The organism is Caballeronia sp. LZ032 (assembly GCF_031451315.1).
Classification (GTDB): Bacteria; Pseudomonadota; Gammaproteobacteria; order Burkholderiales; family Burkholderiaceae; genus Caballeronia.
This window is the reverse complement of record NZ_JARUXP010000001.1, coordinates 1665143-1691580: the sequence shown is the minus strand read 5'-3', so window position 1 is coordinate 1691580 and position 26438 is coordinate 1665143. Positions and strand designations below refer to the sequence as shown.

21 protein-coding genes and 1 pseudogene are annotated in these 26438 nt (G+C 64.9%); 20 read left to right on the top strand and 2 right to left on the bottom strand.

Going from position 1 to position 26438, the window contains the following annotated elements; all coding sequences use genetic code 11:
- Nucleotides 1–23: 23 nt before the first annotated feature.
- From bamB to QCE69_RS07835, 11 genes are all read left to right on the top strand, one after another.
- Nucleotides 24–1169: an outer membrane protein assembly factor BamB gene (gene bamB, locus QCE69_RS07885; RefSeq protein ID WP_309930218.1), complete on the top strand. Its 1146-nt coding sequence runs from the start codon at nucleotides 24–26 to the stop codon at nucleotides 1167–1169.
- 392 nt (nucleotides 1170–1561) lie between these two features.
- Entirely contained in the window at nucleotides 1562–2902 is a 1341-nt protein-coding gene (der, locus tag QCE69_RS07880) for a ribosome biogenesis GTPase Der (RefSeq protein ID WP_309916570.1), read from the top strand.
- A gap of 233 nt (nucleotides 2903–3135) precedes the next feature.
- On the top strand, nucleotides 3136–3372 hold the full coding sequence (gene hfq, locus QCE69_RS07875; RefSeq protein ID WP_035930711.1) for an RNA chaperone Hfq: 237 nt from the start codon (nucleotides 3136–3138) through the stop codon (nucleotides 3370–3372).
- Nucleotides 3373–3456: 84 nt separating this feature from the next.
- Nucleotides 3457–4785, top strand: coding sequence for a GTPase HflX (hflX, locus tag QCE69_RS07870; protein WP_309916567.1), 1329 nt, complete (start codon nucleotides 3457–3459; stop codon nucleotides 4783–4785).
- 59 nt (nucleotides 4786–4844) lie between these two features.
- Nucleotides 4845–6233 carry an FtsH protease activity modulator HflK gene (gene hflK / locus QCE69_RS07865; protein ID WP_309930215.1) on the top strand — a complete coding sequence of 463 codons (1389 nt, stop codon included), beginning with the start codon at nucleotides 4845–4847 and terminating at the stop codon, nucleotides 6231–6233.
- A gap of 11 nt (nucleotides 6234–6244) precedes the next feature.
- On the top strand, nucleotides 6245–7147 hold the full coding sequence (gene hflC, locus QCE69_RS07860; protein WP_309916561.1) for a protease modulator HflC: 903 nt from the start codon (nucleotides 6245–6247) through the stop codon (nucleotides 7145–7147).
- A gap of 54 nt (nucleotides 7148–7201) precedes the next feature.
- The gene (locus QCE69_RS07855) at nucleotides 7202–7393 is read left to right on the top strand and encodes a DUF2065 domain-containing protein (protein ID WP_309811530.1); all 192 of its coding nucleotides are present in this window, start codon (nucleotides 7202–7204) and stop codon (nucleotides 7391–7393) included.
- Between the two features lie 120 nt (nucleotides 7394–7513).
- Nucleotides 7514–8665, top strand: coding sequence for an ATP phosphoribosyltransferase regulatory subunit (locus QCE69_RS07850; RefSeq protein ID WP_309930214.1), 1152 nt, complete (start codon nucleotides 7514–7516; stop codon nucleotides 8663–8665).
- A gap of 166 nt (nucleotides 8666–8831) precedes the next feature.
- Nucleotides 8832–10178 carry an adenylosuccinate synthase gene (locus QCE69_RS07845; RefSeq protein WP_309930212.1) on the top strand — a complete coding sequence of 449 codons (1347 nt, stop codon included), beginning with the start codon at nucleotides 8832–8834 and terminating at the stop codon, nucleotides 10176–10178.
- 102 nt (nucleotides 10179–10280) lie between these two features.
- The gene (locus QCE69_RS07840; protein ID WP_309808484.1) at nucleotides 10281–10841 is read left to right on the top strand and encodes a phosphoribosyltransferase; all 561 of its coding nucleotides are present in this window, start codon (nucleotides 10281–10283) and stop codon (nucleotides 10839–10841) included.
- A 280-nt stretch (nucleotides 10842–11121) separates the two neighbouring features.
- A complete protein-coding gene (locus QCE69_RS07835; RefSeq protein WP_309916548.1) occupies nucleotides 11122–13014 on the top strand; it encodes a potassium transporter Kup in 1893 nt (630 codons plus the stop codon).
- Nucleotides 13015–13087: 73 nt separating this feature from the next.
- Here QCE69_RS07835 and QCE69_RS07830 read toward each other — a convergent pair whose 3' ends face one another.
- A complete protein-coding gene (locus QCE69_RS07830) occupies nucleotides 13088–15427 on the bottom strand; it encodes a Tex family protein (protein WP_309930210.1) in 2340 nt (779 codons plus the stop codon).
- Nucleotides 15428–15755: 328 nt separating this feature from the next.
- Between QCE69_RS07830 and QCE69_RS07825 the strand changes: the two genes are divergently transcribed.
- From QCE69_RS07825 to QCE69_RS07805, 5 genes are all read left to right on the top strand, one after another.
- On the top strand, nucleotides 15756–16568 hold the full coding sequence (locus QCE69_RS07825; protein ID WP_309930209.1) for a colicin transporter: 813 nt from the start codon (nucleotides 15756–15758) through the stop codon (nucleotides 16566–16568).
- 113 nt (nucleotides 16569–16681) lie between these two features.
- A complete protein-coding gene (locus QCE69_RS07820) occupies nucleotides 16682–16867 on the top strand; it encodes a DUF465 domain-containing protein (RefSeq protein ID WP_309811527.1) in 186 nt (61 codons plus the stop codon).
- 90 nt (nucleotides 16868–16957) lie between these two features.
- On the top strand, nucleotides 16958–19186 hold the full coding sequence (locus tag QCE69_RS07815; protein WP_309930206.1) for an ATP-dependent DNA helicase: 2229 nt from the start codon (nucleotides 16958–16960) through the stop codon (nucleotides 19184–19186).
- Nucleotides 19187–19389: 203 nt separating this feature from the next.
- Nucleotides 19390–20355 (top strand): hypothetical protein, encoded by a 966-nt coding sequence (locus tag QCE69_RS07810; RefSeq protein WP_309930204.1) that lies wholly within the window; start codon nucleotides 19390–19392, stop codon nucleotides 20353–20355.
- Nucleotides 20268–20645: a hypothetical protein gene (locus tag QCE69_RS07805; RefSeq protein WP_309930202.1), complete on the top strand. Its 378-nt coding sequence runs from the start codon at nucleotides 20268–20270 to the stop codon at nucleotides 20643–20645. The genes QCE69_RS07810 and QCE69_RS07805 overlap by 88 nt, the downstream gene beginning before the upstream one ends.
- A gap of 95 nt (nucleotides 20646–20740) precedes the next feature.
- Here QCE69_RS07805 and QCE69_RS07800 read toward each other — a convergent pair whose 3' ends face one another.
- On the bottom strand, nucleotides 20741–21577 hold the full coding sequence (locus QCE69_RS07800; RefSeq protein WP_309916531.1) for an outer membrane protein assembly factor BamD: 837 nt from the start codon (nucleotides 21575–21577) through the stop codon (nucleotides 20741–20743).
- Between the two features lie 162 nt (nucleotides 21578–21739).
- Between QCE69_RS07800 and QCE69_RS07795 the strand changes: the two genes are divergently transcribed.
- The 4 genes and pseudogenes from QCE69_RS07795 to QCE69_RS07780 form a co-directional block, all read left to right on the top strand.
- Entirely contained in the window at nucleotides 21740–22936 is a 1197-nt protein-coding gene (locus QCE69_RS07795) for an RluA family pseudouridine synthase (RefSeq protein WP_309930201.1), read from the top strand.
- A complete protein-coding gene (gene pgeF / locus QCE69_RS07790) occupies nucleotides 22933–23766 on the top strand; it encodes a peptidoglycan editing factor PgeF (RefSeq protein ID WP_309930198.1) in 834 nt (277 codons plus the stop codon). Before QCE69_RS07795 ends, pgeF begins: the two co-directional genes overlap by 4 nt.
- A 330-nt stretch (nucleotides 23767–24096) precedes the next feature.
- Nucleotides 24097–26160 carry a class I poly(R)-hydroxyalkanoic acid synthase gene (phaC, locus tag QCE69_RS07785; protein ID WP_309930197.1) on the top strand — a complete coding sequence of 688 codons (2064 nt, stop codon included), beginning with the start codon at nucleotides 24097–24099 and terminating at the stop codon, nucleotides 26158–26160.
- A gap of 92 nt (nucleotides 26161–26252) precedes the next feature.
- Nucleotides 26253–26438, top strand: a pseudogene (locus tag QCE69_RS07780) (acetyl-CoA C-acetyltransferase); the annotation flags it as partial.

Here is a 26438-nt window from a genome sequence, read left to right as displayed (position 1 = left end):
AACTTTCCACATTGCGTCCACTGATGACTCTTTTGAAACGCTACGCCGTACCGCTCGCCTGCGCGATGACTGTCTTGTTGACCGCTTGTTCGTCGACCAAGGATGAACGCCGCGAACCGGTGCCGCTCGCGGACTTCAAGCCGGTGCTGACCGTCAACCAGGCGTGGAAGGCGAGCGTCGGCAAGGCGGGCCGCTATCTGTTCTCGCCGGTCGCGGTGGGCGACTACGTGTACGCGGCGGGCGCCAACGGTTCGGTCGCGAAGATCGATGCGAAGACCGGTCAGGACGTCTGGCGCATCAAGCTCAAGGACGACCTGTCGGCGGGGGTGGGCAGCGACGGCAACCTGACGGCGGTCGGCGGCCTGAAAGGCCAGGTCGACGTGCTCGGTCCCGACGGCAAGCAGCTGTGGACCGCCACGGCGCCGGGCGAAATCGTGTCGCCGCCGCTGGTCGGCAATGATCTCGTGATCGTGCGCACGATCGACGGCAAGGTGATCGCCTTCAACGCGCAAACCGGCGAGCAGAAGTGGGTGTTCCAGCTGCGCGCCGTGCCGCTCAACCTGCGCGTCGCGGCCGGCATGACCTTCGCGGGCAACCAGGCGGTGCTGGCGGGCTTTCCGGGCGGCACCTTCGCGGCCATCAACCTGCAGACGGGCGACGCCTACTGGCAGGCGCCCGTGTCCTACCCGAAGGGCGTGACCGAAGTCGAGCGCATCAACGACGTGACCGGCGCGCCGGGACTGGTCGGTGCGCAAACCTGCGCGGTGACCTTCCAGGGCCGTATCGGCTGTTTCGATGCCAACTCGGGCCAGCCGGTGTGGGAGAAAAACTTCTCGAGCGACAGCGGCCTCGCGCAGAGCGAGCAGCTGGTCGCGGCGGGCGACGACTGGTCGGTGGTCAACGCCTTCCGCGCGTCGGACGGCTCGCAACTGTGGAAGTCCGACGTGCTGAAGAACCGCAGCGTCAGCGTGCCGTACATCCTGGGCCGCGCGGTCGTGGTGGGGGACTACAAGGGCTTCGTGCACTTCCTGAACACGGACGATGGCACGATGATCGGCCGCGCGTCGACCGACGGCAGCGCGATCACCGCGGCGCCCGTGCTGGCCGGCGAAACGCTCGTGGTGCAGACGCACGACGGCGACATCTACGGTTTCCGTCCGAGCAACTAAGCGCGAGACTTCGTTCCGGCCAACACGCTGTACGCGCGCCGCTCACGCGGCGCGGCAGGCCCGCCACGACGGGCCGCACGAGAAACAAGCGGTGCGCCATGCGCGCACCGCGATACAACCCGCACGCAAGAGCGGGACGACTGCAACGAGGCGCGCGCACCCGCCGCGCGTCCAGCAGCGACGGAGAAAGCCTCCCGAGAGGCGACCGGCATTTATGAACGCCGGAGTTCGGAACGGCCGGCGCGACGTGCGTGCGGCAAGCCGAAACCATGCTAATTTTCGACAGGCGCAGCCACTGCGCGGCGTAGCAACGCAGGGGCACAGAAGCACGCACGACATCTTTTTGCCGCGCGTACCGTGTCCGCCTAGCGTTCAACCTTGAACAACATCAGATGAAACCCGTGATTGCCCTCGTCGGGCGCCCCAATGTGGGGAAATCGACTCTCTTCAACCGGCTCACGCGCTCGCGCGACGCACTCGTCGCCGACCTGCCGGGCCTGACGCGCGACCGCCACTACGGCGAGGGCCGCGTGGGCGGCGAGCGCCCGTACCTCGTGGTCGATACCGGCGGCTTCGAGCCCGTCGCGAAGGACGGCATCCTGCACGAGATGGCGCGCCAGACGCGCCAGGCGGTCGAGGAAGCGGACATCGTGGTGTTCATCGTCGACGGGCGCAACGGGCTCGCGCCGCAGGACAAGGCCATCGCCGATTATCTGCGCAAGACCGGCCGGCCGCTCTTCCTGGTCGTGAACAAGGCCGAGGGCATGAAGTACTCGGCGGTCGCGGCTGATTTCTACGAGCTGGGCCTCGGCGACCCGCGCGCGATTTCGGCGGCGCACGGCGACGGCGTGACCGAGATGATCAACGACGCGCTCGACATCGCCTATGCCGACCAGCCGGAAGAAACCGAAGCGGAGAAGGCGCAGCACGGCGTCAAGATTGCGATCGTCGGGCGTCCGAACGTCGGCAAGTCGACGCTCGTGAATACGCTGATTGGCGAGGAGCGCGTCATTGCCTTCGACATGCCCGGCACGACGCGCGATTCGATCTACGTCGATTTCGAGCGCCAGGGCCGCAAGTACACGCTGATCGACACGGCAGGCCTGCGCCGGCGCGGCAAGGTGTTCGAGGCCATCGAGAAGTTCTCGGTCGTGAAGACCTTGCAATCCATCTCGGATGCGAACGTCGTGATCCTGCTGCTCGATGCGCAGCAGGATATCTCCGAGCAGGACGCGCACATCGCGGGCTTCGTGGTGGAGCAGGGCCGCGCGCTGGTGGTGGGCGTGAACAAGTGGGACGGGCTGGATTCACATGTGCGCGAGCGCACCAAGGCCGACCTGACGCGCAAGCTCAAGTTTCTGGACTTTGCTAAATTCCATTACGTTTCGGCGCTGGAGAAGACCGGCATCGGCGGGCTGCTGAAATCGGTCGACGAAGCCTATGCCGCGGCAATGGCGAAGCTGCCGACACCGAAGCTCACGCGCGCCCTTATCGACGCAGTGGAATTCCAGCAACCGCGCCGGCGCGGCCCGGTCCGTCCCAAGCTGCGCTATGCGCATCAGGGCGGACAGAATCCGCCGATCATCGTCGTGCACGGCAACGCGCTCGACGCGATCACGGATACCTATAAACGTTACCTGGAAGGGCGCTTCCGGGAAACTTTCGGGCTGGTGGGCACTCCACTTCGCATAGAGTTTCGATCAAGTCGAAACCCTTACGCGGACAAGGAGTGAGAACCGCGTGAAAGTCCGGCGTTCCGGCGTCGGCGAAGTGGCTTCAAGGCTGCTGTTGGGGCCGCCGCGAACCCCGTTGAAAGGCCCGCTGCGCGGTGCGCGGCTGGCCTTTTGGCCGACTGGCGCCGAAACGTCAATCAGTGAAAATCAGCTATAGTGTAGCGATTGTCGGCGGATCTCTTTTTCTTCGTCCACAATACTTCCAACCTGCAAAAAAATATACGGAGTTTGCTATGAGCAACAAAGGGCAATTGTTACAAGACCCGTTTTTGAACGCACTGCGTAAAGAGCATGTGCCGGTTTCCATCTATCTGGTGAACGGCATCAAGCTCCAAGGCAACATCGAATCCTTCGACCAGTATGTCGTGTTGCTCCGAAATACGGTCACTCAGATGGTCTACAAGCACGCCATTTCCACGGTCGTGCCGGCCCGCCCGGTGAATTTCCACCCGGACGCCGAAACGTCCTAAACCATGTTGCGACCGGCGCTTAATGCCATTTGAATAGCAATATTAAGCAACTCGCCGGTCGCTTCAAAAATTAAACATATCAATTTGATCAACGCAGCGCTTGTCGGCATCGACTTCGGCAAAATCGATTTCGAAGCCAGTCTTGAAGAACTCAGCCTGCTCGCACAAAGTGCGGGCGCTCATCCCGCCGTCACGCTCACCGGCCGCCGTTCGAGTCCCGATGCCAAGATGTTCATCGGCAGCGGCAAGGTCGAGGAACTGCGTCTGCAGTGCGAAGCGAACGACGTCGAACTCGTCATTTTCAATCACGCCCTCGCGCCCGCGCAGCAACGCAATCTCGAAGTCGCGCTGAACCGCCGCGTGGTGGACCGTACCAGCCTCATTCTCGATATCTTCGCGCAACGCGCCCGCAGCCATGAAGGCAAGCTGCAGGTCGAACTCGCGCAACTCCAGTATTTGTCCACGCGCCTGATTCGCGCCTGGACTCACCTCGAGCGCCAGAAAGGCGGTATCGGCCTGCGCGGCCCCGGCGAAACCCAGCTCGAAACCGACCGCCGCCTGATCGGCGAGCGCATCAAGGCGCTCAAGGCGCGGCTCGAGAAACTGCGTCGCCAGCACGGCACGCAGCGTCGCCAGCGCGTGCGCAACCGGACCATGTCGGTGTCGCTCGTCGGCTATACCAACGCGGGCAAGTCCACGCTCTTCAACGCGCTCACGAAGGCCCAGGCCTACGCCGCCGACCAGCTCTTCGCCACGCTCGACACCACGTCGCGCCGCGTGTATCTCGGCGAGGAAGCGGGGCACGTGGTCGTGTCGGACACGGTCGGCTTCATCCGCGAGTTGCCTCACCAACTGGTCGCGGCGTTCCGCGCGACGCTCGAGGAAACCATTCACGCAGACTTGCTGCTGCATGTCGTCGATGCCTCGAGCGCGGTGCGGCTCGATCAGATCGACCAGGTCAACGAAGTGCTGCGCGGCATCGGCGCGGACGAAATCCGCCAGATTCTCGTCTTCAACAAGATCGACGCCGTGCCGGAGCTTGCGGCCCGCGGCGAGGCGGTCGAAAGGGACGAGTATGGTAATATTTCGCGCGTTTTCTTGAGTGCGCGCACGGGTCAGGGACTCGATGCACTGCGCGCCGCAATCGCGGAAATTGCCGCCGCGGAGACCGGGGAAACGGAAGCGGGCCTTCCCAGTGTGCTCGCGGAATTCCCGGACGCGCAGGAAGAATCCGAAGCGGAATCCGGTGCGAACTTCAAGGCGGCGTCTGAAGCCAGGTCCGCAGCAAAGTCCGAAGCAACGCAATCCACGCAGTCCGGGTCAAACGCCACACACGACACGAACGCGCAGCCCGGCGACCAGCGGCCTGCCGATCAACGTGACGACCACACGGTTCCCGAACACGGACAGTGATCCGCATCGGAATGGAACCGGCCCGGAATCGACCCGGCTGTCTAATGGTGAATCACTGAGTGAACGACTACAACGAGCGGACTAACCGGCAAGCCAACCCTGCCGTCTTTTCGATCAACGATCCGCGCTGGGGGCGGGGCGACGGCAATGGCGTGAAGAACGACACGAAGCGTCCGCAGGACGGCAAGCGTCCGAACGGCAAGGACGACGGTCCGCCCGACCTCGACGAAATGTGGCGCGACTTCAACCGGCGCCTGGCCGGCCTGTTCGGCCGCAAGCCCGGCAACGGCGGCGCGCCGCGCGAGAACGGCCGCGGCAGCAAGATCGGGCTGGGTATCGTCATCGGCGTGCTGATCGCCATCTATCTCGGCAGCGGCGTGTTCGTCGTGCAGGACGGTCATGTCGGCGTCGTGTCGCAGTTCGGCCAGTATCGCCAGACGGTTCAGCAGGGCATTCACTGGCGCCTGCCGTATCCGTTCCAGTCGAACGAAATCGTCGATACCTCGCAGATCCGCTCGGTGGAAGTGGGCCGCGGCACCGCGCTGTCGCAGGGCAACGTGCGCGATGCCTCGCTGCTGACCCGCGACGCGGACATCGTCGACGTGCGCTTTGCCGTGCAGTACCAGATCCGCTCGGCCACCGACTTCCTCTACCGCAATCTCGATCCCGACCAGAGCGTCGTGCAGGCCGCACAGGCGGCGATCCGCGAGATTGCCGGCGGCCTCAGCACCGACGACATGCTCTACAAGGATCGCGAGGCCTTGCGCACGCGGCTGATGGACGCCATCCAGCGTTCGCTCGACGCCTACCGCACCGGCCTGCAGGTCACCGGCGTCGCGGTGCAGAGCGTGCAGGTGCCGCAGCAGGTGCAGTCGGCGTTCGAGGAAGCGTCGCGCGTGCGCCAGGACAACGAACGCGCGCGCGACACCGCGCAAGCCTACGCCGATCAACTCCTGCCGCGCGCGAAGGCCGACGCGGCGAAGATGGTCGACGAAGCCACCGCCTACAGCAATCGCGAAGTCACGCAGGCCCAGGGCGACGCCGAGCGCTTCAAGGAGGTCTACGCCGAATATTCGAAGGCGCCCGCGGTCATCCGCCAACGCATGTACCTGGACACGATGCAGCAGATCTATTCGCGCACCACGAAGGTTTTCGTAGACAGCAAGGCAGGCAACAACGTGGTGTATCTGCCGCTCGACAAGCTCGTTGAAGCGAATCGCCAGCAGGCGAAGGACGCAGCCGACGGCGCCAGCGCCCCGGCTGCGGCCAACGCTGCCGCCGATGGACAGCAGGCGCGCGCGCAGAGCGCAACGCCCGCATCGGCGCCGGCCGCTGCCGCGCCCGGGAGCGTGGCCAGTGCGGCCAGCGGCGCAAGCGCAAGCGCGAGCGACCCGCTGCGCTCGCGCGATGCGTTCCGCTCGCGCAGCCGTTCCGAAGACCTGCAGTAAGGAGCGCGAACATGAACCGAATCATTGCGCTCGTGGTCGCGGTCGTCATCGTGCTGTTCATCGGCTCGTCGATGATCTTTACCGTCGACGAACGGCATGCCGGCGTCGTAGCCGCGCATGGCGAAGGCAATCCGCGCGTCGCGGGCCCGGGCCTGCACTTCAAGCTGCCGCCGCCGTTCCAGACGCTCACGCTGATCGACACGCGCACGCTCACCATCGACGAATCCGGCGCCGACCGCTTCACCACCGCCGACAAGAACGAAGTGATGGTCAACACGGTGATCAAGTACCGTGTCGCCGATCCGCTCAAGCTGTTCGAAAGCAACGAGAAGAACACGCAGACGGCGCAGGAGCGCATCACGGCGCTGGCGCGCACGGCGCTCGCGAGCGGCTTCGCGAAGCGCTCGCTCACCGACGCGCTCGGCAACCAGCAAACCCTGGCCAGCGATGCCCAGAAGAGCGTGGAAGCCGCGGCTGCGGCGTTCGGCGTGCAGCTCGTGGATCTGCAGATGACGCGCATCGACTTTCCGTCGGCGGTGGCGGATTCGGTCTACAAGCGCATGATCGCGGCGCGCCAGCAGGCGGCGGCGAACGAGCGCGCGAAGGGCACGGCGGATGCTGACAAGATCAAGGCGGACGCGGAGCGCGAACAGCAGCAGATTCTCGCCGATGCCTATAGCCAGGCGCAGTCGATCAAGGGCGAAGGAGACAGCAAGGCGGCGGGCATAGCGGCCGACGCCTATGGGCGCGATCCGCAGTTCTACCAGTTCTATCAGAGCCTCGAAGCGTATAAGAAGACGTTCAAGCCGGGCGACGTGATGATCGTCGATCCGAACAGCGACTTCTTCCGCTTCATGAAGAGCCCGACCGGCGGCCTTCCGGACACGTCCGCGCCCGCCACGGCGAAGCGCTGATCCTGCCCGCGCGGCGCGACCGGTTATCCGCGGTCGCGCCGCATCTTCGATTTCCTGGACATGGCCGAGACGTTACTGCTCGCTGTTGCGCTGATGCTCATCATCGAAGGCATGTTTCCCTTCGTGTTTCCGACCGCCTGGCGCGACACGTTTCGCCGCATCGCGGAGCGGCCGGTGAACCACATCCGCATCGGCGGGCTGATCGCGATGGTGCTCGGGCTCATCCTGCTGCTGATCGCCACGTGAAGCACGCGGCGCCACGCCGGCTTTTGACCTGTCTTGTCCTTGATCTTCCGTCCCTGACCGTTGTTGTCCGCAAGCCCGCGCACTGAGCGCAATACCTTGCGTCCCGTAGGAAACGTATCGATGTCCACCTGGTTGCTTCCCGAGAATATTGCCGACGTCCTGCCGTCGGAAGCCCGCAAGATCGAAGAGCTGCGCCGCCGCCTGCTCGACCGGTTCCGCTCGTACGGTTACGAGCTCGTCATGCCGCCGATGCTCGAATACCTCGAATCGCTGCTGACGAGCGGCGGCAGCGACCTGAATCTGCGCACCTTCAAGCTCGTCGATCAATTGTCCGGGCGCACGCTCGGCCTGCGCGCCGACATCACCCCGCAGGTGTCGCGCATCGACGCGCATCTGCTGAACCGGCAGGGCGTCACGCGTCTCTGCTATGCGGGCGTCGTGCTGCACACGCGTCCGCGCGGCCTGCACGCGACCCGCGAGCAGATCCAGATCGGCGCGGAAATCTACGGCCACGCCGGACTGGAAGCGGATCTCGAAATTCAGCAGCTGATGCTCGATTCGCTGCATCTGGCCGGACTGCGCAAGGTGCGGCTGGACCTGTGCCACGCGGGCGTGCTGGCGGCGCTGCTCGAACTGGAGCCGGCAGCGGTATCGCTCGGCGAGGCGCTCTATGACGCGCTGGCCACCAAGGACGTGCCGCGCCTGAACGAGCTCACCGCGCATCTCGGCTCGGTGCCGCGCGACGCTTTGCGGGCGCTGCCTTCGCTGTACGGCGATGCGTCGGTGCTGCAGATTGCGCGGGGCCGCCTGCCGAACCTGCCGGTGATCTCCCGCGCCCTCGACGACCTCGCGTTCCTCGCGAGCCAGGTGGAAGGCGCGGAACTGATGATCGATCTCGCCGACCTGCGCGGCTACGCGTACCACAGCGGCGTGATGTTCTCGGCGTACGTGGATGGCGTGCCGAACGCGGTTGCGCGCGGCGGCCGGTACGACGACGTGGGTCTCGCGTATGGCCGTGCGCGGCCCGCGACGGGTTTCTCGCTCGACCTGCGGGAAGTGGCGCGCATTTCTCCCGTCGATGCCCGCGGCAGTGCGATCCTGGCGCCGTGGAAGCACGACGAACCGCTGCGCGTAGCCATTGCCGCGCTGCGCGACGCGGGCGAGGTGGTGATCCAGGCGCTGCCCGGCCATGAACACGATCTGGACGAATTCGCCTTCGATCGCGTGCTGGTCGAGCGCGACGGCGCGTGGACGGTGGAAGCGCGGTCCTGAAGGTTTGTCCGGAACCGGCGACGAATACAATCGCTTGATCGGCAAGGGTTTTTGGTAGCACATTCCAATGGCGCGTGCGTGAAGGAATCGCGAATCGCATCCCGAAAAACTCGGAACCTTTCGCGAACATAGGTAAAATGCGTTTTTAACCAGCTAACGAATCAACATGTCTGCCAGTGCAGTGAATGTGAACCCGGGGCGCAACGTCGTCGTGGTGGGCACCCAGTGGGGTGATGAGGGCAAGGGCAAGATCGTCGACTGGCTGACGGACCACGCCCAGGGCGTCGTCCGTTTCCAGGGCGGTCATAACGCCGGCCACACGCTCATCATCGGCGGCAAGAAAACCATCTTGCGCCTCATTCCTTCGGGCATCATGCGCGCGGGCACGGCCTGCTACATCGGCAATGGCGTCGTGTTGTCGCCGGAAGCGCTGTTCAAGGAAATCGACGAACTGGAAGCCGCCGGCATCGACGTGTCGAAGCGTCTGTTCATTTCCGAAGCCGCCACGCTCGTCCTCCCGTATCACGTCGCCATCGACCAGGCGCGCGAAGCCAAGCGCGGCGCCGGCAAGATCGGCACGACCGGTCGCGGCATCGGCCCGGCCTACGAAGACAAGGTCGCGCGCCGCGGCCTGCGCGTGCAGGACCTGTTCGACCGCACCGTGTTCGAAGAGCGCCTGCGTGAAGCACTCGACTTCCACAACTTCGTGCTGACGCAGTATCTCGGCGCGAAGGCCGTCGACTTCCAGGAAACCCTCGAGACCATGCTCGGCTACGCCGACCGTCTCGCGCCGATGGTCACCGACGTCTCCCGCCGTCTCTACGACGAGAACCACGCCGGCCGCAACCTGTTGTTCGAAGGCGCGCAAGGCACGCTGCTCGACATCGACCACGGCACTTATCCGTATGTCACGTCGAGCAACTGCGTTGCGGGCGCGGCCACGGCGGGCGCGGGCATCGGGCCGCAGCGCCTGAACTACATCCTGGGCATCACGAAGGCGTATTGCACGCGCGTCGGTTCGGGCCCGTTCCCGAGCGAACTGTACGACGCCGACAACGCCGCGCGCCAGGAACAGGTCGGTCTGACGCTCGCCACCGTCGGCAAGGAATTCGGCTCCGTCACGGGCCGTCCGCGCCGCACCGGCTGGCTGGACGCGGCCGCGCTGCGCCGCTCCATCCAGATCAACGGCATTTCGGGCCTGTGCATCACCAAGCTCGACGTGCTGGACGGACTCGACGAAGTGAAGCTCTGCACGGGCTACACGCTCGACGGCAAGCAGGTCGACATCCTGCCGCGCGGCGCGTCGGAAGTGGCGCGTTGCGAGCCGGTGTACGAAACCTTCGGCGGCTGGAAGGAAAGCACGATCGGCATCACGCAATGGGACAGCCTGCCGGAAAACGCGCGCAAGTACCTGACGCGCGTGCAGGAAGTGGCGGGCGTGCCGATCGACATGGTCTCGACCGGTCCGGACCGCGACGAAACCATCCTGCTGCGTCACCCGTTCAAGGTCTGAGCTCCACGCGAGCTTAGGCTTCCCTGAACGGACGCTGTAAAGAATGTGGCCGCCTCTGCGGCCACATTTTGCATATAACACTTGAATTTGAAGAGCCTCACCATGATCGCGATGACGGATCCGCGCAACGACGACAAGAACCTCTGGGTCGGCTGGGACGAATACCACCGGCTGATCGAACTGCTCGCGCTGAAGGTGCACGAGTCGGGCTGGAAGTTCGACAAGATCCTGTGCCTCGCGCGCGGCGGCTTGCGCGTCGGCGACCAGCTCTCGCGCATCTATGACCTGCCGCTCGCCATTCTCGCGACGAGTTCGTATCGCGAAGCCGCCGGCACGGAGCAGGGCGCGCTCGACATCGCGCAGTACATCACGATGACGCGCGGCGACCTCTCCGGCAATGTGCTGCTGGTCGACGACCTGGTCGATTCGGGCGTTACGCTGGCGCGCGTGCAGGAGCATCTGAAGGAACGCTATCCGGCCATCACGGCGGTGCGCTCGGCGGTGCTGTGGTACAAGGCGTGCTCGAAGGTGAAGCCCGACTATCACGTGCAGTTTCTCGAAACGAACCCGTGGATTCATCAGCCGTTCGAGGAGTGGGACACGGTGCGTCCGCACAATCTGGGTGCGTGGATCAAGCGCGGCCTGCAGAACGGGCGCGAATGACGCTCCGCGCTGCATTCAGTGCCTGATTGCCGCGCATGCATGAAACAACGCCGTTCGTCCGGGCTCGATGCCGGGATGCAACGGCGTTTTGGCATGCGCGCTGGGCCGCAGGCGTCACGAAAGGTCACGCGCGCCCGCGCCAACGCGCACGGGGCACGATGCTAAACTCTCACTCGCGTCTGCGCCGGCGCGCCCAGCGCGGTCAGCCAAGATGTTCCGGCATGCCGCGTTCGATAGAATGGCGTTCGTTTTTTCCGCCCTGGACGGATATCCCGCTTTTATGACCACAACGACTCACGCGCACGAGCATAAACAGTCATTGCCCTCGCTTACGGTCGCGGCCATTGGCATCGTCTTCGGCGACATCGGCACCAGCCCGCTGTATTCACTGAAAGAGGCGTTCAGCCCGTCGCATGGCATCGGCTTGTCCGAGGCCTCCATTCTCGGCGTCATCTCCCTGCTGTTCTGGGCCATCATCATGGTGGTGGCCGTCAAATACGTGCTGTTCGTCATGCGCGCCGACAACAACGGCGAAGGCGGCGTGTTCGCCATGACCACGCTCGCGCTGCGCAGCGTGAAGGAATCCGGCAAGATCTCGGGCGTGCTGATGATGCTCGGCATCTTCGGCGCGTGCATGTTCTATGGCGACGCCGTCATCACGCCGGCCATGTCGGTGATCTCCGCGGTCGAAGGCCTCGAGATCGCCGCGCCCAAGCTGTCGCCCTATGTGCTGCCCATCACCATCGCCATCCTGATCGCGCTGTTCTGGATCCAGCGGCACGGCACGGCGGTGGTCGGCAGGCTGTTCGGCCCGATCATGCTTGTGTGGTTCGTCACGCTCGCCGTGCTCGGCGCGGCGCATATCGTAAAGGAACCGCGCATCATCGCCGCGCTGAATCCCTATTACGCGTTCTCCTTCATGGCGCAGCACGTGCTGCAGGCCTATATCGTCCTCGGCTCGGTCGTGCTCGTGCTGACCGGCGCGGAAGCGCTGTATGCCGACATGGGCCACTTCGGCGCCAAGCCGATCCGCTGCGGCTGGTACATGCTGGTGATGCCGTCGCTGCTGCTCAACTACTTCGGCCAGGGCGCGTTGCTGATGCACGACCCGAAGGCCATCGAAAGCCCGTTCTTCCTGCTCGCACCCGACTGGGCGCTGCTGCCGCTCGTGATCCTCTCCACTGTTGCCACCGTGATCGCTTCGCAGGCGGTCATCTCGGGCGCGTATTCGCTGACGAGCCAGGCCATCCAGCTGGGCTACGTGCCGCGCATGAAGATCCTGCATACGTCCGAACTGGCGATCGGGCAGATCTATATCCCGCTCGTGAACTGGATGCTGCTGTTCATCATCCTGTGCATCGTGGTCGGCTTCAAGAGCTCGGAGAACCTGGCGGCGGCCTACGGCCTCGCCGTCACCGCGACCATGCTGACCACCACCATCCTCGTGTCGGTCGTAATGGTGAACCTGTGGGGCTGGAGCCGCTGGCTGGTCGGCGCGATGATCGCGGTGTTCCTTGCCATCGACATCGGATTCTTCGGCGCGAGCCTGCTGAAGATCGAGCAGGGCGGCTGGCTGCCGCTGTGCATCGGCGGCGCGCTGTTCTTCCTGCTGATGACCTGGTACAAGGGCCGCATGATCGTCAAGGACCGCACGGCCGCCGACGGTATCCCGCTGATGCCTTTCCTCCAGGGTCTGCTCGCGCATCCGCCGCATCGCGTGTCGGGCACGGCCATCTATCTCACCGGCAGCGACTCGCTGGTGCCTGTGAGCCTGCTGCACAATCTGAAGCACAACAAGGTGCTGCACGAGCGCACGCTATTCATGAACTTCCAGACGCGCGACATTCCCTATGTGGACGACGCGCACCGGCTCGAAGTGAAGGACATCGGCGGCGGACTGTTTCTCGTGAAGGCGGCCTATGGCTTCAACGAAACGCCCGATGTGAAGGCGGTGCTCGAACAGATCACGCGCACGCACGCGATGATTTTCGAGCTGATGGACACGTCGTTTTTCATGGCGCGCGAAACCGTGGTGCCGACCGAACTGCCGGGCATGTCGGTGTGGCGCGAGCGGGTGTTCGCGTGGATGCATCAGAACGCCGCGAAGCCTACGGATTTCTTCAGCATTCCGGCGAACCGGGTGGTGGAGTTGGGTACCAAAATCGAAATTTGACGCGGATTCTTTTCGCGTAAGAAAGCAAAAACCCCACGTGCGAACGTGGGGTTTTCGTTTGGCGCCGAAGCCCTCAGCGCTTCAGCTTCGCGAACGCCGCGGCCATCGCGCCTGCCGCCTCCGGCTCGCGACGCTGCTGCGGACGCTGGCCCGAGCGTCGGTCCTGACGATCCTGTCCGCCGCGCGACTGCGCACCCGAACCGCTGCCGGCGGACGCAGACGGGAAATCATCATCGAGACGCATCGTCAGTGAAATGCGCTGGCGTTTCACATCCGTCTCCAGCACCTTCACCTTGACGACCTGACCGGCCTTCACGACCTCGTGCGGATCCTTGATGAACTTCGTGGACATCGACGACACGTGCACGAGGCCATCCTGATGCACGCCGATATCGACGAACGCGCCAAACGCGGCCACGTTCGTCACGACGCCTTCGAGGATCATGCCCGGCACGAGATCGGAGATTTTCTCGATGCCGTCCTTGAAGGTCGCCGTCTTGAACTCGGGGCGCGGATCGCGGCCGGGCTTCTCGAGTTCCGCGAGGATGTCGCGCACGGTGGGCAGGCCGAAGCGCTCATCGACGAACTCGGCCGGCGACAGCCCGGTCAGCGCCTCGCGCTTGCCGAGCACGTCGCCGAGCTGCTTCTTGATCTTGGCGAGCATGCGTTCGACGACCGGATACGCTTCCGGGTGCACCGACGACCGGTCCAGCGGGTTGTCGCCATTGTTGATGCGCAGGAAGCCCGCGGCCTGTTCGAAGGTCTTGTCGCCGAGGCGCGGCACCTTCTTCAGATGCTCGCGCGAAGGGAACGGCCCGTTGGCGTCGCGAAACTCGACGATATTGCGCGCGAGCGTCGCATTGAGTCCCGACACGCGGGCGAGCAGGGCGATGGACGCCGTGTTGGCATCGACGCCGACGGCATTCACGCAGTCCTCGACGACGGCATCGAGCGAGCGCGCCAGTTCACGCTGATTGACGTCGTGCTGATACTGGCCGACGCCGATCGCCTTCGGCTCGATCTTGACGAGTTCCGCGAGCGGATCCTGCAGACGGCGCGCGATGGACACGGCGCCGCGCAGCGAGACATCGAGTTCCGGGAATTCCTTTGCCGCGAGTTCCGACGCCGAATACACCGACGCCCCCGCTTCCGACACCACGATCTTCTGCAACTTGAATTCCGGATGCTTCGCGATCAGTTCGCTCGCGAGCTTGTCGGTTTCGCGCGAGGCCGTGCCGTTGCCGATCGACACCAGTTCGGCCTGCGTCGCTTGCGCGATGCGGGCGAGTTTCGCGAGCGAGCCATCCCAGTCGCGGCGCGGCTCGTGCGGATAAATGGTGTCTGTTGCGAGCAGCTTGCCGGTGCGATCGACGACCGCGACCTTCACGCCCGTGCGCAGGCCCGGATCGAGTCCGATCACGGCCTTCGGGCCCGCCGGCGCGGCCAGCAGCAGATCCTTCAGGTTGCGCGCGAACACGCGGATGGCTTCGTGCTCGGCCTGCTCGCGCAGTTGCGTGAGCAGCTCGGTTTCGATGTGCGGCTGCACCTTCACGCGCCAGCACCAGCGGCAGACGTCCGACAGCCATTTGTCGGCGGCGCGGCCGCGGTTGGCGATGCCCACCTGCTGCGCGATCATCGCCTCGCAAGGATGCGGAACCTGCGCGTCGAGTTCCTCGCCGAGGCCGAGCTTGACGCTCAGCACGCCCGCATTGCGGCCGCGAAACAGCGCGAGCGCGCGGTGCGACGGCACGGTGCGGACCGTCTCGCTGTAATCGTAGTAATCGCGGAACTTCTCGCCTTCCTCGTTCTGCTTGCCGTCGACCACGCTCGACATCACGAGCCCCTGATTGAACAGATGGTCGCGCAGCTTGCCGAGGACGCCGGCCGTCTCGCCGAACTGTTCCGAGAGAATGTCGCGTGCGCCGTCGAGGGCGGCCTTGGTGTCGGCGACGCCTTTTTCGGCATCGACGAATTCTGCGGCTTCGGCTTGCGGGTCGAGTGTCGGATCAGCGAGCAGCGCCTGTGCGAGCGGTTCGAGACCGGCTTCGCGGGCGATCTGCGCGCGCGTGCGGCGCTTCGGCTTGTAGGGCAGGTAGAGATCTTCGAGCACCTGCTTGCTGTCTGCGCCTTCGATGGCGCCGCGCAATTCGTCGCTGAGCTTGCCTTGCTCGTCGATGCTCGACAGGATCGTGGCGCGGCGCTCTTCGAGTTCGCGCAGGTAGATCAGGCGCTCTTCGAGCGTGCGCAGTTGCGTATCGTCGAGATTGCCGGTGACTTCCTTGCGATACCGGGCGATGAACGGGACAGTCGAGCCTTCATCGAGAAGCTGCACGGCGGCGGCGACCTGGCGCGGCTGCACGGTGAGTTCGGTGGCGATGCGCTGTACGATCTTGAGTGCTACGGTTTCCGTCATGTGTCTGCGCTGTTCTCGGGCTCGCCGGCAGGCATCGCGCCGCACGCACGAGCCTGCTGTGAGCGAGGCGCGGCGGGCACGTGACCGCGTGACGAGCCGGTTCGGACCGGGTTGCTGGAGCGGGGCATTTTGCCATAAATGGCAGAGCCCTCCGGCGTGCGGTGATAGAATTTGGGCATCGCCCAAGCCGCTTCGCATCTGATTCCTGATCACGTTGCCGTTCATTCCTTTGCCCACATTACGCTTTTTTCGCGCCGCCCATTCCGGCTCGGCTGCAGGCCACGCCGGCGCAGCTGAAGGCGCACGCGCCGCGTCGACTGCCTCGACCATGACGGTGGTCAGGTTCGCCACGGCAGTCATGCTGTTTGCCGCCTTCGTGCCGGATCATGCGCGTGCGCAGACGCCGAAGCCCATTTCTCCCGATACCGCCGTCAGCACCCGTCCACTCGACGACTCATCCTCCAGCAATTCCAGCGACACGCAAGACCCCGACGCCGTGCTCAAGGCCCAATTCACGCAACGGCAGCAAGCGTTGAACAAGCGCACCGAGGAAAACGACTATCGCTTTGGCGTGAAGCGGCACGACTGCTACAGCAATTTCTTCGTCAACCATTGCCTCGACAATGCGCGCAACGAGATGCGCGAGACGCGCCAGGAGATCCGTCAGGACCAGCTCGCGCTAGACGACGAACAGCGCACCGAGCGCGCCCGCCAGCGCGACCAGCAGACCGCGATCAAGCAGGCGCAGTACGACGCTCAAGCGCCGCAGCGCGCGGCCAACGAACGTGCGAGCCAGCAATCGTTCGATGAGAAGCAGCGCCAGAACGCGCTGGCAGCCGCCCAGCGCCAGGCCGAGGCGCCGCAGCGCGCGGCCAATCAGGCGGCGTACGATCGCAAGCAGGCGGACTACCAGAAGCAACTCGACGATGCGCGCGCACGCGGCGTGCAGGACGCGCAGGACCGGGATCTGAAGGCGCAGCGTTACGAACAGAAGCAGCAGGAAGCCGCGCAGCATCGCGCCGAAGTCGAGGCGCGTCAGAAGGAAGCAGCAAGGAAGCAGCAGGAAAAGGCGCAGCAGGCCGCTGAAGACCAGCAGCGCCAGCAACAACAGCAGCAACAACAGCAGCAGCAGGGCAAGTAGCGCATGCGTGTCCGCGTTGCGGGCACGCGCGAAGCAGATCAAGAAGCGGATGCAAGAGCGGATGAAAGGAGGCGAGCATGCAGCAGCGCTTGAACGCACCCCGACAACCCACCATGGATGCCGCATTGCTGCGCGATCGCATCGCGCAGTTGCAGGAAGAGCATCACAGCCTGGACATCCTGATCGACAAGATGTCGGGCATCGAAGACCTCGAGTTGAGACGCTTGAAGAAGCGCAAGCTCAAGGTGAAGGACACCATTCTCCTGCTGCAATTGCAGCTGGACCCGGACGCGCACTGACGCCGCGCGCCGCCGGCGGCGCATGCCCATGCATGCCGGCGGCGGCGCCTCGCGCACCCGCCGCCGGAACCCCGCAGGATTGAGCACGCCTTGAACGCACCCACACCCTCTCGCGACGACGTCCCCGCGCCGCACGCGCTCACGGACAAGCGCGCCGTCGAACTCGACGCCATCTTCGCGGCGCAGGGACTGCTTGCGCGCGCCATCGACGGTTATCGGCCGCGTGCCTCGCAGATCGAAATGGCGCGCTCGGTCGCCGCCGCCATGGAGGCCTCCGGCCGCGCGATGCCCGAGCCCGCGATGTTCGAGGCGCAGCGCCGCCCCGCGCGCAAGCTCGGACCGTCGGACAAGCCGCATGACCCCGACGCGCCCCCGGCGGAAGACCTGGGCATCGCAACGGCGAAGACGGCCATCGACGGCGGCGAGAACACGCTGATCGTCGAAGCCGGGACGGGCACGGGCAAGACCTATGCGTATCTCGTGCCGGCCATGCTGTGGGGCGGCAAGGTGATCGTCTCGACCGGCACGAAGCACTTGCAGGACCAGCTGTTCCAGCGCGATATCCCCACCGTGCGCGACGCGCTGGCGGTGCCGGTGTCGGTGGCGATGCTGAAGGGCCGCGCAAACTACCTGTGCCACTACTATCTCGAGCGCACGGCCGACAACGGCCGTCTGCCAACGCGTCAGGACACGTCGCATTTGCAGGAGATCGTGCGGTTCGCGAAGATCACGCGCACCGGCGACAAGGCCGAACTCGCGAGCGTGCCGGAGAATTCGCCGGTCTGGCCGATGGTCACCTCCACGCGCGACAACTGTCTCGGCCAGGATTGTCCGCACTACAAGGAATGCTTCGTCATGCAGGCGCGCAAGGAAGCGCAGCAGGCGGATATCGTCGTGGTGAATCACCATCTGTTCTTCGCGGACGTGATGCTGCGCGACACCGGCATGGCCGAACTCCTGCCGATGGCCAACACCATCATCTTCGACGAGGCGCATCAGTTACCGGAAACGGCCACGCTGTTCTTCGGCGACACGCTGTCCACCACGCAGCTGCTCGAACTCGCCCGAGATACGGTCGCCGAAGGTCTCTCGCACGCCCGCGACGCCGCCGACTGGACCAAGCTCGGCGCCGCGCTCGAACGCGCAGCGCGCGACTTGCGGCTGGTGTTCAAGGAAGATTCGGTGCGCCTGTCGCTCGGCCAGTTGCCCGACGGTCATGCGCTGTTCGAGGCGCTCGACACGCTCGAAACGCATCTTGCGGCGTTGGCGGCGGCATTGTCGTCGCATGCGGAGCGCGCCGAATCGCTGCAGGCGCTGGTGCGCCGCGCGCGCGAACTGCAGGACCTGCTGGCCGGCTGGACCACGCCGCCGACCTCGCTCGAACGCGCGGTCGTCGCGGACGAACAGACCGCCGTCGCAGCCGCGAAGGAAGAGCCGAACGAGATGGTGCGCTGGATCGAAGTGTTCTCGCACACGGTGCAGCTGCACGAGACGCCGTTGTCGGTCGCGCCGATTTTCGCCAAGCAGCGCGCGGGCGTGCCGCGCGCGTGGATCTTCACGTCGGCCACGCTCTCGGTGCGCGGCGACTTCACGCATTACGCGGCGCAGATGGGCCTCAACTCGCGCCGCTCGATGACCCTGCCGAGCCCGTTCGACTATCCGTCGCAAGGCTTGTTGTACGTGCCGCGCAATCTGCCGCAGCCGTCGTCGCCGCAGTTCACCGATGCCGTGTTCGAAGCCGCGCTGCCGGTGATCGAGGCGGCGGGCGGCGGCGCGTTCGTGCTGTGTACGACGCTGCGCGCGGTCGACCGCATTGCCACGCGGCTGCGCGAGGTGATCGAGCGCCGTGGCTGGGACAATCCGCTGCTCGTACAGGGCGATGCCAGCCGGACCGAGTTGCTCGACCGCTTCCGCGCCTACGGCAATGCGATCCTGGTCGGCAGCCAGAGCTTCTGGGAAGGCGTGGACGTGCGCGGCGATGCGCTGTCGCTGGTGGTCATCGACAAGCTGCCGTTCGCGCCGCCCGACGATCCCGTGCTCGCGGCCCGGCTGGACGCGCTCTCGAAGAAGGGTTTGAGTCCGTTCGCGGTGCATCAGCTGCCGCAGGCGGTCATCACGCTCAAGCAGGGCGCGGGGCGGCTGATTCGCGCGGAGACCGATCGCGGCGTGCTGATGATCTGCGATACGCGTCTCGTCGAGAAACCGTATGGCCGGCGCATCTGGCAAAGCCTGCCGCCGTTCAAGCGCACGCGTGAACTGGACGTGGTGCGTGAATTTTTCAGCGATGCGGCAAAGTGGAAGACGGAGCTGGCCGAGTAGTGTTTTGAACGGCAGCTATCCCGTCATTGCACTCACGCCGGAGAATGCTGCCTCTGAAGATCTCCATTTCTTGCTGCGTTTGTTTCGCGGAACACGCATTTCCGATCCTTCGATTCGCCGTTTAGACGACCGATTTTCTTTCTTGCAGACCTCGTTGGCCAAGGCATTGTCTGCGGGAATCAGATTCCCGGGAGAGTCGGTCAATGCCATTTGCTTCGGAAAGCGAACTGAGATTGCGCCGTCCTCGCGGCAATCAGGCTCATCCTTCTGCAACGAATTCCTCGACCCATGGCCCGGTAGATCCGGCCTGGGAGAGAGCGTTGCACGACGCGACTTTCGACACCGAAGAGACCGAGGAAAGCGAAACGGAAGAAGCATGTCCGGAAGAATCGGCAGAAGCGTTTCGACGCGACGATCACTTCGATTTTTTAGCGGTCACGCGCGAAGTCGTTCCCAGAATGGCAACGCGAATCGCCGAGAGTCTTTTCAACCGCTATCACCATGCCGCTGCCGCTTTCCAGGACGTCGAAGCGGTCTATCAGGTCGACTGGGATGCGAACTACGGCAGTTACCGGCTCGCGAATCCGACCGCGGGCAATCTGGTGTCGTACGGTGCGCCCGTGCAATGGGTCGATTCCCGCTGGTCACTGGTGTTCGCTTCGGGCGGACGGCACGGCACCGGCTTCAGAAACCTGTGGAGGCGCTATCGGGGAGCGTCGATTCCGCTTGACCGCGTCCACGGGATGCCGATTGCAAGGGCTCGCGAACTGCGAGTGCTGCTGTTCGACGGCGCGGACTGCGCCGAAGCGAGTCTCGCGGTGGCCCGGAGAATGGTGAAGAGCACCACAGCGAGCGATCTGGCGAGGGTCGACAAGGTGCTGCAGATCTTCTGGGGCCGCACGCGGACCGCGGACAGGCAGAACTTCCTCAAGCTGGCCGAGCGCACGCAACAGTACCCGGCACGATTGAACTATTCGCACCTCGACTTCGGGAGCGTACTGACCAAGGCGGACGGCGCGACCAGTCCCTCGACGGTCAGGACGACGCATACGCCTGCGCGCGCGGCCGGGGGACCGCACAGGTGGATGATGCGCTGGAGGAAGTCCAGCTCACCGTTTATGACGAGGGCATCAAGACGCTGGCCGAATCTGTTCCGCCGTCGAGCCTGAAGTCACGGATGTCGCAGGTCTTCACGCACGAGTGGCGTCATGCGATGGCGCATACGTCGACGGACCAGAAGTACGCAGCGATGGTCCCTGGACCAATCGGCATGGACGTCGCCGACCTCGCGCGTCTGCCGCCCGTGGACAAGATAGCCAACGCAGATAACTTTTCGTATGCCGTCTGGCTGCTGCGGTTGTCCGAAACCTGTCCCGCCAGTTACAAGGACTTCGTCTCCCGCCATGACGTCTGGCTGCGTTCGCGCAGTGGCCGCCTCATGTGGAACTTCGTAAGTTAGCCAGCGGCGGCGCATAAACAAAACGGCGCGCGATCATCGATCGCGCGCCGTTTCCGGGAAGCGTGCAGGACCGATGTCCTGCTTTCATGCGCCGCTTACCAGATCTGGTACCACGGCTTGTCGTCCGTGCCCTGACGACGCTTGCCGGTCACGTACGGGCTGTCCGGGAACGTTGCGGCGAGCACGCGCTTGGTGTCGTCGGCGAGTTGCGGCTGATCGAGCTTGCCGTAGGACAGCATCATGATGTGCAGCGCGTCTTCGGTGGCCGGTGCGTTCTTGTACTCGCGAATGGCGAGCTGCGCGCGGTTGATGGCCGCGACATACGCGCCGCGCCGATAGTAATAGTCCGCCGCATGCACCTCGTGCGACGCCAGCGCGTTGACGATATAGCGCATGCGCTGCGCGGCGTCCGGCGCGTACTTGCTTTGCGGGTACTTGTCGACGACCACCTTGAACGCGTCATAGGACTCGCGCAGCGACTTCGGATCGCGCTCGCTCATGTCCTGACCCGAGAAGCGGCCGAACAGGCCCAGGTCGTCGTTGAAGTGGATCATGCCCTTCAGGTAGTAGGCGTACGAGATATCGGGATGATCCGGATGCAGCTTGATGAAGCGGTCGATGGCCTGGTCGGCGTTGGCGGTTTCGCCGTCCTTCCAGTTGCAGTACGCGACGTTGATCTGCGCCTGCTGCGCGAAGTGGCCGAACGGGTCACGGCCTTCGAGCGCCTCGAAGTACTTCGCGCACTTGCCCCAGTCGCTGCCGGAAAGCGCGTCCTGGGCCTCCGTATATAATTTGTTGTTGTTCCACAGCGCGGTTTCGTCGGTCTTCTCCGGCAGGCCGTGACAGGCTGCGACGATCGCGACGCTGGCGGCCAGCGCAAGATACTTGATCGTTTGACGCATCGATTGATGAATGGTGTTGAAGGCTCGCATCAGTGCTTGGTGTTCCTGGCTGATTCTCGCTGTGTCCAGCTGTGTGTCCGGCGCCGCCGCTCGCGCAATGTCTCGCGGTTTTCGCGTGCGGCGTTTGCGTGGATCCTTACGCGCGTTTCCATGCGCGGTTTTCTACGGCAAGTCCTGCCGAATCTTGTTCAAATGACCCGCTCAAGTACCCGTCGTACCAAAGACCGACTCAAAGATTATAGCCCAAGCGCCACCGGCGACGACGCAGCGCAGCCCGATGCAAACCCTGACGCACCCCGCGCAACGGGCACGACAGGCACGACGGGCGCGGACGCAGAACCGCCGCGCGTCGCGCACGTGCCCGACGAACTCGCCGGCGACCGCCTCGACAAGGTGCTCGCGAAACTCTTTCCGGAATTCTCGCGCAGCCGGCTGCAGGGGTGGATCGAAGAAGGGCGCGTGCAGGTCGACGGCGCCGGTGCGAAAGTGCGCCAGCCCGTGCCGCTCGGCGCGACCATCACGCTCGTGCCGGACCTCCTGCCCGAACAACTCGCGTTCACGCCCGAACCGGTGCCGCTCGATGTCGTCTACGAAGACGAGTCGCTCGTGGTCATCAACAAGCCCGCCGGCATGGTCGTGCACCCGGCTGCGGGCAACTGGAGCGGCACGCTGCTGAACGGTCTGCTGCATCGCTATGGCGCGGCGGCGGCCGGCTTGCCGCGCGCGGGCATCGTGCATCGGCTGGACAAGGAAACCTCGGGACTGATGGTGGTCGCGCGCACGCTCGAAGCGCAGACCGACCTCGTGCGTCAGTTGCAGGCGCGCACGGTGAAGCGCCGATACGTGGCCTTCGTGTGGGGCAACATGCGCGACGAAGGCACGATCGACGCGCCGATCGGCCGCGACCCGCGCGAACGCAAGCGCATGGCGGTCGTGCAGAGCGCCGCGGGCAAGCCGGCGCGCACGCACTTCAAGACCATCCAGCGAACCCTGTGGCACAACCAGCCGGTGAGCGCGATCCATTGCGATCTCGAAACCGGCCGCACGCATCAGATCCGCGTGCATTGCGCGGCTGCGGGTCATCCGCTGCTGGGCGATCCGCTGTACGGGCACGTGCGCGGCAAGCGTTCCGTCACGCCGCTGCCGGACGGCTTCGCCCGTCAGGCGCTGCATGCGTGGCGCCTCGGCCTGATTCATCCGGCGACCGGCAAGCCGGTGCACTGGCGCGCCGATGTGCCCGAGGACATGGAGACGCTCTCCGCCGCGCTCGGCTTCGGGGAGGACGAGGAGATCGACTCCGACGAGGATCCGGAGTTCGCGCAAGTCTATGTCATCGGCGAAGACGACGAAGACTGGGACGACGACGATTACGAGGACGACGAAGCATGAAGCATCACGTTGCCGCACTGGATCACGGCGCTTGTCTGTGGCCGCAATGGAAGGTGTCGCCGCGCGTGCGCGCGTTCGTCACGACGCGCGCGGGCGGTGTGAGCGCCGCGCCGTTCGACGACGGCTCCGGCGCGGGCGGCCTCAACCTGGGCTTCTCGACGGGCGACGCGCCCGAGGCCGTCGCGGAGAACCGGCGCCGCGCGCTGGCGCTGACGCCTTCGCGGCACGCCGCATGGCTCGAGCAGATCCACGGCGCGCAGGTCGAGGACGCGCATGCGGTGGTCGACCGCCTCGTGTTCGGCGAACGCTCGCGCGCGGATGCGAGCGTGACGGATCGCGCGGGCGTCGTGTGCGTCGTGATGACGGCGGACTGCCTGCCGGTGCTGTTCTGCGACGACGCGGGCCGCGCGGTCGGCGCGGCGCATGCGGGCTGGCGTGGTCTGGCGGGCGGCGTCATCGAACGGACGGCTGAACGCGTGGCGACGCTCGCGGGCGTGTCGCCTGCCGGGCTGCATGCGTATCTCGGGCCGGCGATCGGACCCTCGGCGTTCGAGGTGGGCGAAGACGTGCTTGAGGCGTTCGCCGGCGCGGCGCCGGCCGCCCGGCGCGACGCCACCACGGCCGCCTTCCGGCCCGCGGGCGGTGCGCCGGCCAAGTACTTCGCGGACATCTATGCACTGGCGCGGCAGCGGCTCGCGGAACTGGGCGTCGATGACGCGCGCATCGACGGCGGCACGCATTGCACGGTGACGGAGCAGAGGCGCTTTTATTCGTATCGGCGGGATCGGGTAACGGGACGCATGGCGGCGATGATCTGGCTGAACGACTGAGGCCTGTTACTCCCGCCAGACCTGTCTCCCAGCCTGCCACGCGAACGTTTCCCGGGCGTGACGAAACCCCTTGTGAATACAATATTTCGGATGGGGGAAAACGATAATTAAAAATTTATCGCACTGCGGCAAAATCGGGACGAAGCATTGACATGCCCGATAGCCTGGAGCAAGAATGTTCCCGGAATTCAATCAATCGGGCACGGCGTAGCAAGGCGGTTTCTTGCGGCGCGCATAGGGCGCATCAACACTTGCGCGCTGGTCGAGGAAAGCCCGGCGATGCCTGCATCAGCAATCCAGTCTTGCGAGACTCACAGGTCAATGGCGGGTATGGCTTCCAAAACATCTTCCTCATCTTCCCGCTCCCGTACCGCCGACAGCACTTCGGCTCAAGCATCGGCCGAATCGACTGGCGTACAGCAGGCGTTCGATCAATGGCTGAACGCCTGGCGTACCGTTGCCGATCCCGCGCAGTGGGCGAAGCTGACTCAGCAGACGAATGCCGCACCTGATGCGGCCGGGGCGGGAGCCGCTGCGGAGGCCTCGCCGTTCGCGGCGTTCGGCGCCTTCGCCAATGCATTCCCGAATGCATTTCCCAATGCGTTCCCCGGTGGCTTCCCACAAGGTTTTCCGGCCGCATTCCAGGGCGCATTTCCGGCGCCGGGCGCGATGCCGCAGATGCCCGACTTTACGAAGATGAACGGCATGGCCGAGTTCGCCAAACTGGCGAGCAGCATGCCGGGCTTCGGCGCCGCGATGCAGGGCTTGCCGACACTGCCGAAGATCCCCACCGCGGCGATTCCACCCGAGCGTCTCCAGCAGCTGCAAAGCAACTATTCGCGCGATGCGTCCGAACTGCTCCGGCAGGCAGGCGAACAGCACATCGACCCGGGCGCGCTGAAGGACCGCCGCTTCACGGATACCTCGTGGCAGACCACGCCCGCGTATGCGTTCACCGCCGCGTGGTACCTGCTGAACGCGCGCTATCTGCAAGAACTCGCGGATGCCGTGCAGAGCGACCCGAAGACCCGCGAGCGCATTCGTTTCACCGTGCAGCAATGGGCCGCGGCAGCATCGCCGAGCAACTATTTCGCGCTGAATCCCGATGCGCAAAAGACGCTCATCGAGAGCAAGGGCGAGAGCCTGCGCCAGGGCATGCTGAACCTGCTCGCCGACATGCAGCGCGGCAAGATCTCGCAATCGGACGAATCGGGTTTCGCGGTCGGCAAGAACATTGCGTCGACCGAAGGATCGGTCGTGTACGAGAACGAACTCGTACAGCTGATCCAGTACAAGCCGCGCGCCCCGAAGGTCTATGCGCGGCCGCTGCTGATCGTGCCGCCGTGCATCAACAAGTTCTACATCCTCGATCTCTCGCCCGAAAGCTCGCTCGTGCGCTATGCGCTCGATGAAGGCCATCAGGTGTTCATCCTGTCGTGGCGCAACGCGGACCAGTCGATCGCGCACAAGACCTGGGACGACTATGTCGAACAGGGCGTGCTCGAGACCATCGGCGTCGTGCAGACGATCACCGGCGAGGAACAGATCAATACGCTCGGCTTCTGCATCGGCGGGACCATTCTCGCCACCGCGCTCGCGGTGGCCTCGGCCCGTGGCGAGGAGCCGGCGGCCTCGATGACGCTGCTCACCTCGATGCTCGACTTCTCCGACACGGGCGTGCTGGATGTGTTCGTCGACGAGTCGCACGTGCGCTTGCGCGAGCAGGCGATCGGCGGCAGGAACGGCGCGCCGGCGGGGCTGATGCGCGGCGTCGAGTTCGCCAACACGTTCTCGTATCTGCGCCCGAACGATCTGGTGTGGAACTACGTCGTCGATAACTATCTCAAAGGACGCACGCCCCAGGCGTTCGACCTGCTGTTCTGGAACAGCGACTCGACCAACCTGCCCGGGCCGATGTGCGTCTGGTACCTGCGCAACACGTATCTCGAAAACGCGCTGAAGGAACCGAATGCGTTGACGGTATGCGGCGAGAAGATCGATCTCTCGCGGCTCGCGTTGCCCACGTTTATCTACGGCTCCCGCGAGGATCACATCGTGCCGTGGAAGTCGGCGTATGCTTCGACGCCCATTCTCAGCGGTCCGCGGACCTTCGTGCTGGGCGCGTCGGGACATATTGCGGGCGTGATCAATCCGCCGTCGAAGAACAAGCGCAGCTTCTGGATGGTCGACGGCGACACCGGTGCGCTGCCCGAATCCGCGGACGCCTGGTTCGACGCCGCGGCGGAGCATCCCGGCAGCTGGTGGCCCACGTGGTCCGCCTGGCTCGCGGCGAACGCGGGCGAGCAGGTCAAGCCGGCGGCGGCGCAGGGTTCGAAGGCGTACCCGGTGATCGAGGCCGCCCCGGGCCGCTACGTGCTGGAGCGCGATGCCTGAGTGTGAGTTCTGAGTGGCGCGCCGTGGCGCTCATGGGCGCGCGGATCATGCCCGGGCCAATGCATTAACAATCGATGCCAAAGGAAACTGAAATGACTGACGTAGTGTTCGTATCGGCCGCGCGTACGGCGGTGGGCAAATTCGGCGGCTCGCTCGCGAAGATCGCGGCGCCGGAACTCGGCGCAACGGTCATCAAGGCCGTGCTCGAACGCGCAGGCGTGAAGCCGGATCAGGTGAGCGAAGTCATTCTCGGCCAGGTGCTGGCCGCGGGCTCGGGA